Here is a 14,458-nt window from a genome sequence, read left to right on the forward strand (position 1 = left end):
GCCCCGCGGAAAATCATCAGCGGTCAGGCACGAACACGGTGCCGAGCGTGGCCGGCGCGGTCGAGCCGCCGGTGCGCGCGCGGGACAACAGAACCAGCACGATGACGGTCGCAAGGTATGGCAGCGCCGACATGAGTTGTGAGGGAATGCCGACGCCCCAGCCCTGCGCATGCAGTTGCAGGATCGTCACCGCGCCGAACAGATAGGCGCCGACCACGAGCCGCCCCGGCCGCCACGACGAGAACACGACCAGCGCCAGCGCGATCCAGCCACGGCCGGCAGTCATGCCGGGAATGAAGAACGGCGTGTAGGCGAGCGGCAGATAGGCGCCGGCAAGACCTGCGCAGGCGCCGCCGAACATCACGGCGAAGGTACGAATGCGCAGCACGGGATAGCCGAGCGCATGTGCCGAAGCATGATTGTCGCCGCAGGCGCGCAGGATCAATCCTGCCCGCGTGCGGTACAGGAACCACCAGACGCCGATGATGAGCGCGATGGAGAAATAGACGAAGGCGTCCTCGCCGAACAGCACGCGGCCGACCAGCGGAATGTCGGTGAGGCCGGGAATGGCGAGGTGCGCCGCCGGCGTGATGCGCTCGCCGACGAAGCCGGCGCCGATCAGGCCGGAGATGCCGACGCCAAGGATGGTCAGCGCAAGGCCCGTCGCGACCTGGTTGACCGCGAGCCCGAGCGCCATCAGCGCGAAGATCAGCGACATCAGCGTGCCCGCGATGATGCCGAACAGCGCACCAACCAGAGTCGAGCCGGTCAGCCACGCGCCGGCAAAACCACAGGCTGCGCCGACGATCATCATGCCCTCGACGCCGAGATTGAGCACGCCGGAGCGCTCGGTCACGAGCTCGCCGGTCGCCGCGATCAGGAGCGGTGTCGATGCGGCGAGCACCGAGAGGATGATGGCTTCAACCAGCTCCACGGGCCACCTGTCGGTTCGGGAAGACCAGCTTGAAGCGGTAGAGGATGAGGGAATCGCAGGCGAGCACGTAGAACAGCAAAATGCCCTGGAAAACCTTGGTGACGTCCAACGGGATCTTCATCGCGATCTGTGCCTGCTCGCCGCCGATAAAGGTCAGCGCGAGGAAAAGGCCTGCAATTAATATTCCAAGCGGGTTCAGTCGGCCGAGGAAGGCGACGATGATCGCGGTAAAGCCGTAGCCGGGCGAGATGCCGGGCTGGAGATGCCCGACCGGGCCGGCGACCTCGATGATGCCGGCAAGGCCCGCCAGCGCGCCCGAGATCGCGAAGGTCAGGATGACCAGCTGGTTGGCATTGAAGCCGCCGAACCGTGCAGCGCGGGGCGCGGCACCGACGACGCGGATCTCGAAGCCCTTGATGGTGCGCCCGAGCAGGATCGCGGCTGCCGCGACGACGAGCAGGGCGATGATCGAGCCGAGATGCAGGCGGCCACCTTCGATCAGCAGCGGCACGGTGGCGACCGGATCGAACTCGGCGGTGGTCGGGAAATTGAAACCGTGCGGATCGCGCCAGGGGCCGCGGACGAGATAATCGAGGAAGAGATCGGCGACATAGACCAGCATCAGGCTGGTCAGGATTTCACTGGCGCCGAACTTCACCTTGCAGATCGCCGGGATCAGCGCGTACAGCGCACCAGCGGCGGTCGCGAGCACCAGCATCGCCGGCAGCACCCAGGCGCCGGCGTCGGTGCCCTGCGTCTTCACCGCGATCCAGCTTCCCGCGACCGCACCGATCAGGAATTGGCCTTCGGCGCCGATATTCCAGGCATTGGCGAGATAGCAGAGCGACAGGCCGATCGCGATCATCACCAGCGGCGTCGCCTTCACCGCGATCTCCTGCAGCGAGTAGCCGTCGGTGAGCGGCGCGATGAAATAGGCGTGCAGGGCGAGCAGCGGATTCTTGCCGAGGATCGCGAACAGGATAACCATGGTGGCGATCGTCAGCCCGATCGCGATCAGCGGCGAGACCAGCGCGATCGTGTTGGAGCGCTCGGCGCGCTTCTCAAGCACCAATTGCATGCGCAGCCTCCTTCGGCTCGAGGCTGCTGCCGCCCATGAGGAGGCCGAGCTTTTCGCGGGTCGCCTCGCTTGTCGCGAGCGGTGCAGAGAGCCGGCCATGGAACATCACGGCGATGCGGTCGGCGATCTCCGCGAGCTCGTCGAGGTCCTGGCTGGTCACCAGCACGGCGGCGCCTGCGGTTGCCAAATCAAGCAGCGCCTGGCGGATCACGGCGGCAGCGCCCGCATCGACGCCCCAGGTCGGCTGGCTCACCACCAGCACCGCCGGGTTGCGCAGGATCTCGCGTCCGACGATGAACTTCTGCAGATTACCGCCGGAGAGGCTGGCGGCCTCCGGATCGCGCTTGGCCTTGCGGACGTCGAACGTTTCGGTGGCGCGGTCGACGGTGTTTAGTGTGGCCGCGGTGTCGATGAAGCCGTGATGGACCATGCCGCTGGCGGCATGCCCGGTGAGCAGCGCGTTCTCCGACAGCTTCATGCGTGGCGCGGTGCCGTGGCCGAGCCGCTCCTCGGGCACGAAGGCGGCGCCGAGCTTGCGCCGTTGCGTGATCGAGAGATGGCCGGCGGCGATGCCTTCGATCACGACCGTCCCCGGGTCCTTCGACAAGTGCTCGCCGGAGAGCGCTGCGAACAGCTCATCCTGGCCGTTGCCGGCGACGCCGGCGATGCCGAGGATCTCGCCGCCCTTCAGCTCGAACGAGATGTGCTCGAGCCGCACACCGTGCGCCTCGCCTGGCGCAAGCGAGAGATCGTTGACGACGAGCCGCGGCACGGTGGTCTTCCGGCCCGCGGGCGCCTTCACCTGCTTGATCTCGCCGCCGACCATCATGCGCGCGAGCGAGGCGGCGGTCTCGAGCCTGGGATTGCAGGTCTCGACCTTCCTGCCGCCGCGCAGGATCGTGGCGGTGTCGCAGAGCCGCTTCACCTCCTCCAGCTTGTGGCTGATGTAGAGGATGGCGCGGCCTTCCGCCTTGAGCCGCTCCAGCACGATGAAGAGCTGGTCGGCCTCCTGCGGCGTCAGCACTGCGGTGGGCTCGTCCAGGATCAGGAATTTCGGATCCTGCATCAGCGCTCGGACGATCTCGATGCGCTGGCGTTCACCGACCGACAACTGCCAGACCTCGCGTTTGGGATCGAGCGGCAGGCCATACGTCTTCGACACCTGCTCCAATCGCGCTGACATGTCCTTGAAGGATTCCTTGCCGTCGAGGCCGAGCGCGACGTTCTCGGCGACGGTGAGATTGTCGAACAGCGAGAAGTGCTGGAACACCATGCCGATGCCGCGGCTGCGGGCTTCCGCGGGACCGGACAGCACGATGCGTTCGCCCTCCCAGCGAATCTCGCCGGCGCTGGGCTGGATCAGCCCGTAGATCGCCTTGACCAGCGTCGATTTGCCGGCGCCGTTCTCGCCCAGCAGGGCGTGGATCTGCTTCGACCAGATGTCGATGTCGATGGAATCGTTGGCGAGGAAATCCCCATAGCGCTTGGTGAGCCCGATTGTCTGGAGCAGAGGGGGCTTGCCGGAATGCGGGCTAGTAGGCGTCGGATCCAACATTCGCTGATGCGCTGGCATGGGGATGGAGTGCCTCAATTGTGGGCTAGTTTGCGCCGCTGCGTAAGATGCGAAAAAGCGTCATCCCTTGCTCAACGCTTCGGCAGGCGGTTCGGCCTCGCGAGTCGCCGCCTCGCCGGGCCCCATCATCTCCGATCGACCTCCAGATCGCCGACGTGCGCAGGGAGCCTGTTGCAAATTTGTGACGGTCTACGTCAAATCGGAACCCGCTGTGCAGGGGCGAGGTGAAGTTGCGCAAATTCGCGCCAGCACGCGTATGCAATTCCCGACCGGCCCGCCAGCTGCTGCGGGCGGTCATATTCAATTTTTCCGAAATTCGCTAAAGCCTAACAATATCAGGCAGGAATGTGTGGCGCAGGCTGGACGTCGCGCTGCTGCCCGCAATCAGCGCGAAGCACTAAAGCCTCCAGAACTCGTAGCGAACTTGCTGTCCGCTGCCGAAACAAGCGGCATGCGCTGGAAAAAGTTGAGGCTTCTCACTCCGAAAGATCGGCGCAAGTGTCGCACCCAAGGGCGTTCATTTTTACGTGCACAAACTTGGGGGTATTCAGGATGTCGTTTCGTTCTAGGGCAATTGCAGCAATGGCGCTGTCACTTGCTATGCTGGCCACCGGTGGCCGGACTCTCGCGGCGGATCTGCCGGTCAAGGCGGCCAAGAAGGCGGCCGACCTGCCGTTCTTCCTGGTGATCGACGACCGCGTCACCTTCTCCTACATCTTCAATGCCTCGCAGCCTGGTGCATTCACCAACACCAACGGTGTGATCAACGCCAAGACCACCAAGCAGGTCTACTCCTTCACCCACTTCGACCTCTGGGCTTACGGCACCAACTTCTTCACCATCTCGATGTTCAAGTCGGACCACAACGATCCGGCCGGTCCCTGCACGCAAACCGGCGGCATCGTTTCACCGGCGGCGGGCTTCGCGTTCACACCGGCGAACTGCGCCGGCGCGACCGAGATCTACGGCCTGTTCCGTTCCACCTTCGGCTGGAACGAGCTCTTCAACACCAAGGCATTCACGCAAGGCCCGCTGCATAACATCTCGTTCGAGGTTGGCATGGATGCCAACACGGAGAACCGGTACTTCGGCGCTGCCAAGCGCGACGTCGTCGGCGGTCTGCAGTTCGCCTTCGACCTGCCCTACAAGGGCTACTTCAACGTCGCGCCGCTGGTTTATTGGGAGTTCGCCAACCACAACTCCTTCTCGCAGTGCGGCGCTGGCTGGTCCGCCCCGTGTCTCGCCGACGGCAACACGTCGTTCAAGCCGACCTGGGCGATCGAAACCAACTATTATATGGACCTCGGCTTCCTGCCGCCGAACATGCAGTATTTCTCGATCAGCGGCCGCGCCGCCTGGTACGGCAAGAAGGGAACGGACACCGAGCCGCTTCCGGCTAGCGTCGCCAACGGTGTCTATCCCACCAAAGTCGAGTTCAACTCGGAGCCGATCCGCCTGACCATGGATGCGTCGAAGGCGATCTGGGGTGACAAGTATTCGCACTTCGTCGACGTCTGGGTCGCCTATCGCTACTGGCAGAACAAGTTCGGCCTCGACCACAACAACGCGGTTGCCTGTACCACCCTGGTCGGCGGGGCGAGGGTGAGCACCGGATCCTGCACGGAGTCCTCGCTCTACTCCGGCATTACCGTGAAGTTCTGATCGATCGCGGGATTTGGAGATCGGATGACGCCGCGCGGGAGTGCGCGGCGTCATTCGTGTTCGTGAAGAGCAGCGCTGCCGTAGGGTGGGCAAAGCGTAAGCGTGCCCACCGCTTCGGCTTCCATTGCATGCTGATCGTGGGCACGGCGCGAGCGCGCCTTTGCCCACCCCACGGTACCGGTTGCTGGAATAGCTACTTCGTCCAGACGCCGTCGTGCAGCGCTGCGGCTTCATCCTCGAGCAGCGGGCCGACGACCTCCGTCGCCCGCTGACCGCTGGCAAAGACCTCGCGGCAGGGCAGATCGAGCGTGGGGTTCTCCGGATGGTTGCCGGTGATACCGCGCAGGCGGTGCTCGCTGAGGCCGTAGACGACGCGGCCGATGCCGGCCCAGTAGATCGCGCCGGCGCACATCGCGCAGGGCTCGGCGGAGGAATACAGCGTCGCAGTCGCCAGCACGTCGCGGCTGACCGTGCGGCAGGCTTGCGTCGCCGCCAGGCGCTCGGCATGCGCGGTGCCGTCGTGGTCCGGCATGTAGCCGTTCTCGGCTTGGATCAGCACCTTGCCGTCGGCATCGACGACCACGCAGCCGAAGGGATGGTTGCCATGGGCGAAGGATCGGCGGGCGACCGCGAAGGACAGGCGTAAAAATTGTTCGTCGCGTTCGGCTGCGCCGCTCATCGCTGTTCCGTGCTCAGTGCCCTGCCATGTGCCGGCCGACTTCCGTGAGGTCGGCCTCGCTGGTCCGTGCTTCATACACGAATTCGCCGTGGAACATCACCACCAGCCGGTCGGAGAGTTCTAGCAGTTCGTCGAGATCCTCGCTGACCAGCAGCACCGCCGCGCCGCGGTTGCGTGCGGCCATGATCTCGGCGTGGATCTGTGCGACCGCCGCGAAGTCGAGGCCGAAGCAGGGATTGGCCGCGATCAGCACCTCGACGTCGCCGGCAAGCTCGCGGGCGAGCACGGCGCGCTGGACGTTACCGCCTGATAGCGCCGAGATCGGCGTTTCGGGCGTGCGGGTCTTGATCTTGTACTGGCCGATCTTCTTCGTCGCATCGTCGTGGAAGGCACCGCGGTTGAGCCACCAGCCGCCACTGGCAAAGGGCGCGCGGTCGAACTCGCGGAAAGCGATGTTGTCGGCGACGCTCATGCCGCCGACGCAGGCGTTCTTCAGTGGCTCCTCAGGGAGGAGCGACATCTTGTGGCGCCGCATTTCCTCGCGGCTGGCGTGATAGGCATCGCCGGCGACGCGGATCTCCCCGCTCTCGGCTTCGCGTTGGCCGGCAAGGACCTCGACCAGCTGGCGCTGGCCGTTGCCGGAAACCCCGGCAATGCCGACGATTTCGCCGGCGCGCACGGTGAGGGAGACGTCGTGTACAGCCATGGCGCCGGCATCGTCGAGTGCGCGGAGCTTGTCCAGCTCCAGGCGCGCCTTGCCGGCTTCGCCGGTGCGCGGCGGTTGCACCGTCAGTTCCTCGGCGCCGATCATCGTGCGCGCCATCGCGTCAGGCGTCAGCTCTGAAACCTTGCCGGCGCCGGCCAGCTTGCCGCGCCGCAGGATGGTGACATCGTCGGCGAAAGCCATGACCTCGCGGAACTTGTGCGTGATCATCAGAATGGTCAGCTCGCCCTTGACGACCATGTCGCGGAGCATGCCGAGCACCTCGTCGGCCTCGGCCGGCGTCAGCACCGAGGTCGGCTCGTCCAGGATCAGGAAGCGGCGCTTCAAATAGAGCTGCTTGAGGATCTCGCACTTCTGCCGCCCGCCGGCAGAGATATCCGAGACTTTTGCGGAGAGCGGCACCTTGAAGGGCATTCGTGCCAGGAACGCCTCGAGCTGTTTCATCTCCTTCGGCCAGTTCACCACGGCCGGCACATCGTCTCGCGCCAGCACGAGGTTTTCCGCGACCGTCATCGCCGGCACCAGCGTGAAGTGTTGGTAGACCATGCCGAGGCCGAGCGCGTGGGCGTCCTTCGGGTTGGCGATCGCCTGCTCGCGGCCGCCGACGAGGATGTCACCTTCGGTCGCGTGGTAATAGCCCATGATGCATTTGACGAGCGTGGACTTGCCCGCGCCGTTCTCGCCGAGCAGCGCGTGGAACGAGCCCGGCCGCACCTTCAGCTCGACATTGTCCAGCGCCAGGAAGTCGCCGAAGCGCATGGTCATGGCGATGGCGTCGACGCCGAAGGCGCCCGCCGGCGGTGGCGTTTCGCCGATGATCACGAAATCGCTCCGATGAAAGCGTCGGAGGTCGAAACCGCGCCGAACACGCCGCCCTGCATCTTGATCATCTTCAGCGCGTGATCGTGGTTGCTCTTGTCGGTCGCGCCGCAGCAGTCGTGCAGCAGGACGCATTCGAAGCCGCGGTCATTGGCCTCGCGCATGGTGGTGTGAACGCAGACGTCGGTGGTGATGCCTGTGAGCACGATGTTCTCGATGCCGCGGACGCGCAGGATCAATTCGAGGTCGGTGGCGCAGAACGAGCCCTTGCCGGGCTTGTCGATGATGGGCTCGCCCGGCAGCGGCGCCAGCTCCTCGATGATGTCCCAGCCGGGCTCGCCGCGAACCAGGATGCGGCCGCAGGGGCCGGGATCGCCGATGCCGGCGCCGATCTGGCGCGAGCGCCAGCGCTTGTTGGCGGGCAAGTCGGAGAGATCAGGGCGGTGGCCTTCGCGGGTATGGATGATGTGGAAGCCCTGCTTGCGCATGACGCTGAGGAGCTTCTTGATCGGCTCGATCGGCGCCCGCGTCAGCGAGAGATCGTAGCCCATCTTGTCGACATAGCCGCCCACGCCGCAGAAATCGGTCTGCATGTCGATGATGATGAGCGCGGTATTTTCAGGGCGGAGATCGCCGTTGTAGGGCCAGGCATAGGGCTCGGACTTGATGTAGCGCTCGGGCATGATTTCGCTTCCTAGCGAGTGATCGACAATTCGGCCGGGGCTCCGGTCAGCGTGCGTTTCGGCGAGCAAGTGATGATCATGATCGCCAGAGTCAGGATGTAGGGCGCGGCGTTGAAGAGGTGATAGCCGGAGGTGACGCCGACCGATTGCAATGCCGGTCCGAGCGCTGCGGCGCCGCCGAAGGCGAGCGAGGCCCACAGGCAGAGCAGGGGATCCCAGCGCGCGAAGATCACCAGCGCGACGGCGGTGATGCCTTGGCCCGAGGAGAGGCCCTCGTTCCAGCTGCCGGGATAGAACAGCGACAGGAACGAGCCGCCGATGCCGGCAAGGAATCCGCCGACCATGGTTGCCCGCAGCCGGATCAAGAGCACGGAATGGCCCATCGCACGCGCGGCATCCGAGCTTTCGCCGGCGGTGCGGATAAGCAAGCCCCAGCGCGTGGTGCGGAAGGCCAAATAGAGGATTGGCGCGAGCGCAACGCCGATCAGGAACAGGACGTTGACGCGCAGCGCGGCGCGGACCTGCGGGATGTCACTCCACCAGCCGAAATCGATCGCGGGGAGGCGCGGCGCGGTCGGCTCGATCAGCGGTTTGCCGAGATAGAAGGCAAGGCCGGTACCGAACAGCATCAAGGCGATGCCGACCGCGACATCGTTGACGCGCGGCAGCGAGCAGATGCCGGCGTGCAGCGCGCCGAGAAGCGCGCCCGTGATGCCGGCGGCGAGCACCCCGAGCCACGGCGATCCCGAGAGGTAGGAGATGCCGTAGGCGCTCATCGCGCCCATCACGAGCGTGCCCTCCAGGCCGAGATTGATGCGGCCGGATCGCTCGGTGATGCACTCGCCGAGGCTCACGAACAGGAAGGGCGTCGAGACGCGAATGGCGCCGCCGAGCACGGCGAGCGGGACCGTCCAGAGTCCGATCGATCCGTCTGCCATCAGTACTTGCCTTTCAGGAATCCGATGCGGCCGTAGAGCGCATCACTGGCGAGCACGAAGACGAAGATGATGCCCTGGAGCACCAGCACGGACGCGTCGGGCAAGCCGAGCCGGCGCTGCAGCAGGCCGCCGCTGGCGCTGATGCCGCCGAGCAGGATCGCGACGGGAATGATCGCGAGTGGATTTTGTCGCGCCAGGAAGGCGACGAGGATGCCGGTGAAGCCGTAGCCCGCGGCGAGGTTGGCGTTGGTGCGCCCCTGCACGGCTGCGACCTCGACCATGCCGGCCAGGCCAGCCGCGCCGCCGGCGAGGAAGCAGATGGTCAAGATCAGCTTGCTGACGCCGAGGCCGACGATCTTCGCGGCGCGGATGTTGCCGCCGGCGACGCGCGCGGCGAAGCCGAACACGGTGTGATAGATCAGGATATAGGCGCCGATCGCGGCGATCAGGCCGAAGACGAGACCCCAATGCACGTCGGTGCCGGGGATGGTGCCGATCATGTTGGCGGCGCCGATCTCGCGGGTCGATGGCTTGTTGAGGCTGGCGGGATCGCGCATCACGCCTTCGACGAGATGATTGAGGATCGCCAGCGCGATGTAGACCAGCAGCAGGCTCGAGATGGTTTCGTTGACGCCGCGATACTGGCGCAGCGCGCCCGACAGCGTGATCCAGAGGCCACCGCCGATCACGCCGGCGATGACCATGGCGACCTGCACGACGAGCGGCGGCATGCCCTGAAGCGCGAGCGCGGCGCTCGTCGCCGACAGCGCGCCGATCAGCAGCGCGCCTTCGCCGCCGATGATGACCATGCCGAGCTGCGCGGGCAGCGCGGTGCAGAGCGCGGTGAGGATCAGGGGCGCTGCGCGCGTCAGCGTGTTCTGCCAGGAGAACCGGGTGCCGAACGCGCCGTAGTACATGTAGAAATAGAGATCGAGCGGGTTCTTGCCGAACATCGCGACGAAGATGCCGAACACCACGAGCGCGCCGGCCAGCGCCGCCCCCGGGATCACGACGTATTCGATGCTCGCGCCGTAGCGCTGGAGAAAGCCGGGATCGGCGGCCGGGGCGATTGCCCCGACCGCTTCAGTGGAATCCGCGGCTTCCGTGGTCACGAAGTCGCTCCGATCACGCCCTCGACCAGATAGTCCATCTTCTCCAGTTCAGGATCCTTCTGGCCACGATCGGTGCCAGCAGGGATGACGGTCTTGCCCTTGTTGTCGACGAGGCCGCCCTTGAAGATGGCAAAGCCGTCGGCAGACAGGAATTTTGCCTTGGCCTCGTCGGCCGCCTTGCGGGCCTCGGCCGGCACCGCTTCGCCATAGGGCGAGACCTTCACGATCTCTTCCTTCAGGCCGCCGCGGTAGAAGTTCGGGATGCCTTCGCCGGAGGCGATCATCTTGACGAACTTGGGATAGAGCGCCTCCCAATTCCACTCGGCGCCGGTGAGATAGGCCTTGGGTGCCAGCGCCGACTGGTTGGTGTGATAACCGCAGACGGAGGCGCCGCGGCGCGCGGCGTTCTCGACCATGGTCTTGGGGCCATCGACGTGACAGGTGAGCACGTCCACGCCCTGGTCGATCAGGCTGTTGGTGGCTTCGGCCTCCTTGACCGGCATCGACCAGTCGCCGGTGAAGATCACCTGCGTTGTCGCCTTTGGATTGACGGACTTGGCGCCAAGCGTGAAGGCGTTGATGTTGCGCAGCACTTGCGGGATCGGCTTGGCCGCGACGAAGCCGAGCTTGCCGCTCTTCGAGGTCAGGCCGGCGACGATGCCCGAGATGTACTGGGCTTCGTCGATATAGCCGAAATAGCTGCCGGCGTTCTTGGGATCCTTGTCACTCCAGAGGCCGCCGCAGTGCTCGAAGCGCAGCTTCGGGTACTTGGCGGCCATCTTGATCATGTGAGGATTGTAGTAACCGAACGAGGTCGGGAAGAGGAGGGTGGCGCCGTCGAGATTGATCATGGATTCGATCGTCTTCTCGACCGCGTCGGTCTCCGGCACCTTCTCTTCTTCGATGACCTTGAGGCCGGGGATCTTCTTCAGCGCCGCGGCACCCTGCGCGTGCGCCTGGTTGTAGCCGTAGTCGTCGCGCGAGCCGACATAGATGAAGCCGATGGTGGTCTCGGCCGCGAAGGCCGGACGGAGGCCCGCTGCAGCGCCGAGGGTGAGGGCCGCGCCGCCCTGCAACACATGACGTCGTGAAATCCTGCCAGAATCCATTGCTCACTCCCCTTGGCGGCTGCCCCGCCTTCAATCTCGCGGCCGCGCCGGACTGGCGGAGCCCGGGAGAAGGTGTCGCAAGCTTCGTGCCAGAGGTTAGGAAGTGAGCAATCTTAAGTAAAGCATTGAAGAAAATAGGTTATCTTTCTTACGAAAATTCTGGCGAGGAAAGCGGCAGATTAATTTGTGGGCAGCATAGCCTCATTGTATGCAAGGGAGTTAAGCAGCATTAACCCGCGCACGATGTGCGGATGTGAGCCGGACCGTCTGCCGGTCGGCCGCATTCATGCTAACCACGGTGTCGGCCGAGCGGTTTTCGCTGGCACCGAATTTGTATCGATTGTGGTTACGATCGCCGCGCGCGGTCTTCAGGATGGAAAGCTCGGCCGAGATGGGTGCTGCTACCGCTGCTCAAGACGCATCGCTCGGAAATGAGATCGTCCGCCGCATCAACGCGCTCGCCGCGATCTCGGAAGACGGCGACAAGCTTACCCGGATTTATCTCAGCAAGGAGCTGCGCAAGGCCGCGGACCTCATCCTGAGCTGGATGCGTGAGGCCGGCATGAGCGCGCATCTCGATGCGATCGGCAATGTCTGCGGCCGCTACGAAGGCGAGCGGCCGGGCGCGCCCTGCCTGATGCTGGGCTCGCATTACGACACAGTGCGCGATGCCGGAAAATGGGACGGCCCGCTCGGCGTTATCACCGCGATCGCCTGCGTCGCCGACCTCAACCGCCGCGGCAAGCGTCTGCCGTTTGCGATCGAGGTGGTCGGATTTGCCGATGAAGAGGGGGTGCGCTTTGCCTCGACGCTGCTCGGCAGCCGCGCGGTGGCCGGCACGTTTGACGAGAGCGTCTTGAACACGCGCGACCGCGATGGCATCTCGATGCGCGATGCGCTGGTTCAGTTCAGGCTCGATCCGGAGCACATTGGCAAGGCGGCGCGGACGCGGCGCGAGCTGCTGGCCTACCTCGAATTGCACATCGAGCAGGGGCCGGTTCTGGAAGCACAGAACCTGCCCGTCGGTGTGGTCACGGCAATCGCAGGCGCGACACGGCTAGCCGCGCGGTTGACCGGCATGGCCGGACACGCCGGCACGGTGCCGATGGCGCTGCGGCGCGATGCGCTGGCAGGCGCCGCCGAATGTATCGGCGCGATTGAAGAGTTTTGCCGAACCGATGAGAGTGGGCTGGTTGGCACCGTCGGCTACATCCAGGCGCGGCCCGGCGCCACCAACGTCATTCCGGGTGAGGTGTCGTTTACCATCGACATGCGCGCGCCGACCGACATGCATCGCAAGCGTGCGGTAGCCGATGTCGTCAGGCAGATCGAGGCGATCGCAAAGCGCCGGCAATTGACGCTTCAGCTCGACGTCACCCACGAGAATCGCACCGCGCCTTGCGCGCCATGGCTCAAGGACCAGATCGCGAAGGCGATCGCCACGGAAGGCTTTGCCGTGTTCGAGCTGCCGAGCGGGGCCGGGCACGACGGCATGGCGATGATCGACATCGCCGACGTCGGCATGATCTTCGTTCGCTGCCGTGGCGGCATCAGCCATCATCCGGACGAGCACGTCGAGCTTGCCGACGCCGATGCCGGCGCGCGCGTGCTGCTCGGGGTGATCGAGAATTTCAGGCCGCGCCAGGACGGCGCCGGCGCGAGCTGACCGTCATGAAGCCCGCAAGTCACCGGGTAGAGACACGAATCAGACATGTGTAAAATGGGTGACCGCCGTCACCGGGATCACGAGACATCACCGACTTGCACAGATGAACAGCGATATTTCCTATCCATCACCTCGTGAGAACCGATTCTACCAAGGCATGGCTGCGACCTTCGTCGCCAACGCTCTTCAGGCGGTCAATTTTCTCGGTGATCGATTCCTGAGACAATCGCCCCATTCGTTGTCGGCCATCGAGGACCTTTACCGGCACTCGATGGACAGCGCCTTTTCGGTGACCGAGGCCTTCCTCGTCACAGGCGCACCGCACGCTTCGGCCTATTACCCGCGCGACTTCGCCTGGTTCTATCCTGACGTCCTCGACCCCGAGACCATCATGGATGCGCAGGACGCGGTGCGGCGGGTGCGTCTGCTCGAGAAGAGCGTTCGCCTGCTGCTTGAAGCGGTTCGCGCCGACGTCGTTACGACGACCATCGTTCCGGCGGGACGCGGCCGCTACCTCGGCGTGAACTACTTCTCGCGCCCCTCGGATACGCTGCTTGGTGTGCTCGCCGGTCTCCAGCAGATGATCTCCGCGGAGGAGCGGGCATTGTCCTATCTTGCGATGTCGCAATGCGCCCATGCCGGCCGCTTGCTGTTGGCCGAGTACGGGGTCGATCTGAAGCGCGCGACCCTGAAGCTTGCGAGCGAGCTCGAACCGTTCGACGCCGACGGCATCAGATATTTGCTCTGCGACGCCAGCGGGCCGCGCTCCGCGGCGACGGATACCCGCGCCGAGCGCCGGCGTTTCGTTACCAATGCCTGCGTTTACACGACGTTCGTGTGGGGCGTGCAGCTCGGCATCGTCGAGGAGAACGAGCTGAAGCGGCTGCTCGGCCGCGATCTCACAGAGTACAAGAGCGGCCTGCTCGGTCTGTTCGGCAAGAATGGCTATATCAGGCATTCCCTCGACAGCCCGGCGGGCCCGCCGGTGTCTCAGGTCGCACTGGATTTCGTCAGCGTGCATCGCGGCTTCTGGAATATGAACGATGCGAGCGAGCGCGCGCTGTTCGCGGCGACGACGGATCTGATCATCGCCGAGCCTCGCTTCCGCATCCCCAGCACGTTCCACTTCCTGGTATCGGCGGATAATCCGCGCAACAAGATGATCCACAAGATCGCGGCGCCCGCCTACCAGGGGCGCTCGTCCTGGCCGACGTTCAACGTCGAGTTCGCCGATCGCATGCTGGACTTCGATGAATTCTCAGGGAGCGACACCTATCGCGCCTGCGCCCAGGGGATATTGAAGGACATCCGCACCGCGACCGAGGTTCACGGTGGCTATCAGGAGCTGATCTCGGAGCAGGGACTGAAGTATCGCACCTGGGCCTACAAGGGCGCAGTGGCGCACTCCTGGTTTCCGCGCTTCCTGTCGGTGTGGAGGAGGGCGCATGCAACGCCGCTCCTCCAGTGGAATGACTGAGCCT

General features: G+C 64.9%; 12 protein-coding genes. 3 read left to right on the forward strand and 9 right to left on the reverse strand.

Annotation, left to right across the window (positions count from 1 at the left end):
* Positions 1–16: 16 nt before the first annotated feature.
* The 3 genes from BRAGE_RS0104940 to BRAGE_RS0104950 are packed head-to-tail and all read right to left on the reverse strand — an operon-like array spanning position 17 to position 3,567.
* Positions 17–934, reverse strand: a complete 918-nt coding sequence (locus tag BRAGE_RS0104940) for an ABC transporter permease (protein ID WP_027562426.1) — start codon at positions 932–934, stop codon at positions 17–19.
* The gene (locus BRAGE_RS0104945; RefSeq protein WP_027562427.1) at positions 921–2,012 is read right to left on the reverse strand and encodes an ABC transporter permease; all 1,092 of its coding nucleotides are present in this window, start codon (positions 2,010–2,012) and stop codon (positions 921–923) included. The genes BRAGE_RS0104940 and BRAGE_RS0104945 overlap by 14 nt, the downstream gene beginning before the upstream one ends.
* Complete coding sequence (locus BRAGE_RS0104950) at positions 1,996–3,567, reverse strand: ABC transporter ATP-binding protein (protein WP_027562428.1); 1,572 nt, start codon at positions 3,565–3,567, stop codon at positions 1,996–1,998. Before BRAGE_RS0104950 ends, BRAGE_RS0104945 begins: the two co-directional genes overlap by 17 nt.
* A gap of 570 nt (positions 3,568–4,137) precedes the next feature.
* Here BRAGE_RS0104950 and BRAGE_RS0104955 point away from each other — a divergent pair.
* The gene (locus BRAGE_RS0104955) at positions 4,138–5,247 is read left to right on the forward strand and encodes a hypothetical protein (RefSeq protein WP_027562429.1); all 1,110 of its coding nucleotides are present in this window, start codon (positions 4,138–4,140) and stop codon (positions 5,245–5,247) included.
* 193 nt (positions 5,248–5,440) lie between these two features.
* Here BRAGE_RS0104955 and BRAGE_RS0104960 read toward each other — a convergent pair whose 3' ends face one another.
* Genes BRAGE_RS0104960 through BRAGE_RS0104985 form a run of 6 tightly spaced genes read right to left on the reverse strand, consistent with a single transcriptional unit; the run spans position 5,441 to position 11,311 of the window.
* Positions 5,441–5,926, reverse strand: coding sequence for a nucleoside deaminase (locus BRAGE_RS0104960; protein WP_027562430.1), 486 nt, complete (start codon positions 5,924–5,926; stop codon positions 5,441–5,443).
* Positions 5,927–5,939: 13 nt separating this feature from the next.
* Positions 5,940–7,472, reverse strand: a complete 1,533-nt coding sequence (locus tag BRAGE_RS0104965) for an ABC transporter ATP-binding protein (RefSeq protein WP_027562431.1) — start codon at positions 7,470–7,472, stop codon at positions 5,940–5,942.
* Complete coding sequence (gene biuH, locus BRAGE_RS0104970) at positions 7,469–8,152, reverse strand: biuret amidohydrolase (RefSeq protein WP_027562432.1); 684 nt, start codon at positions 8,150–8,152, stop codon at positions 7,469–7,471. The genes BRAGE_RS0104965 and biuH overlap by 4 nt, the downstream gene beginning before the upstream one ends.
* Positions 8,153–8,163: 11 nt before the next feature.
* Positions 8,164–9,090, reverse strand: coding sequence for an ABC transporter permease (locus BRAGE_RS0104975; RefSeq protein WP_027562433.1), 927 nt, complete (start codon positions 9,088–9,090; stop codon positions 8,164–8,166).
* Positions 9,090–10,202, reverse strand: a complete 1,113-nt coding sequence (locus tag BRAGE_RS0104980) for an ABC transporter permease (protein ID WP_027562434.1) — start codon at positions 10,200–10,202, stop codon at positions 9,090–9,092. Before BRAGE_RS0104980 ends, BRAGE_RS0104975 begins: the two co-directional genes overlap by 1 nt.
* Positions 10,199–11,311 (reverse strand): BMP family ABC transporter substrate-binding protein, encoded by a 1,113-nt coding sequence (locus BRAGE_RS0104985; RefSeq protein ID WP_027562435.1) that lies wholly within the window; start codon positions 11,309–11,311, stop codon positions 10,199–10,201. Before BRAGE_RS0104985 ends, BRAGE_RS0104980 begins: the two co-directional genes overlap by 4 nt.
* Positions 11,312–11,702: 391 nt before the next feature.
* Between BRAGE_RS0104985 and BRAGE_RS0104990 the strand changes: the two genes are divergently transcribed.
* Positions 11,703–12,977, forward strand: a complete 1,275-nt coding sequence (locus BRAGE_RS0104990) for an allantoate amidohydrolase (RefSeq protein ID WP_035730949.1) — start codon at positions 11,703–11,705, stop codon at positions 12,975–12,977.
* Between the two features lie 103 nt (positions 12,978–13,080).
* Positions 13,081–14,454: a hypothetical protein gene (locus BRAGE_RS0104995; RefSeq protein WP_027562437.1), complete on the forward strand. Its 1,374-nt coding sequence runs from the start codon at positions 13,081–13,083 to the stop codon at positions 14,452–14,454.
* The last annotated feature ends 4 nt before the right edge of the window (positions 14,455–14,458 follow it).

This window comes from Bradyrhizobium genosp. SA-4 str. CB756, from assembly GCF_000473125.1.
Taxonomy (GTDB): domain Bacteria; phylum Pseudomonadota; class Alphaproteobacteria; order Rhizobiales; family Xanthobacteraceae; genus Bradyrhizobium; species Bradyrhizobium arachidis.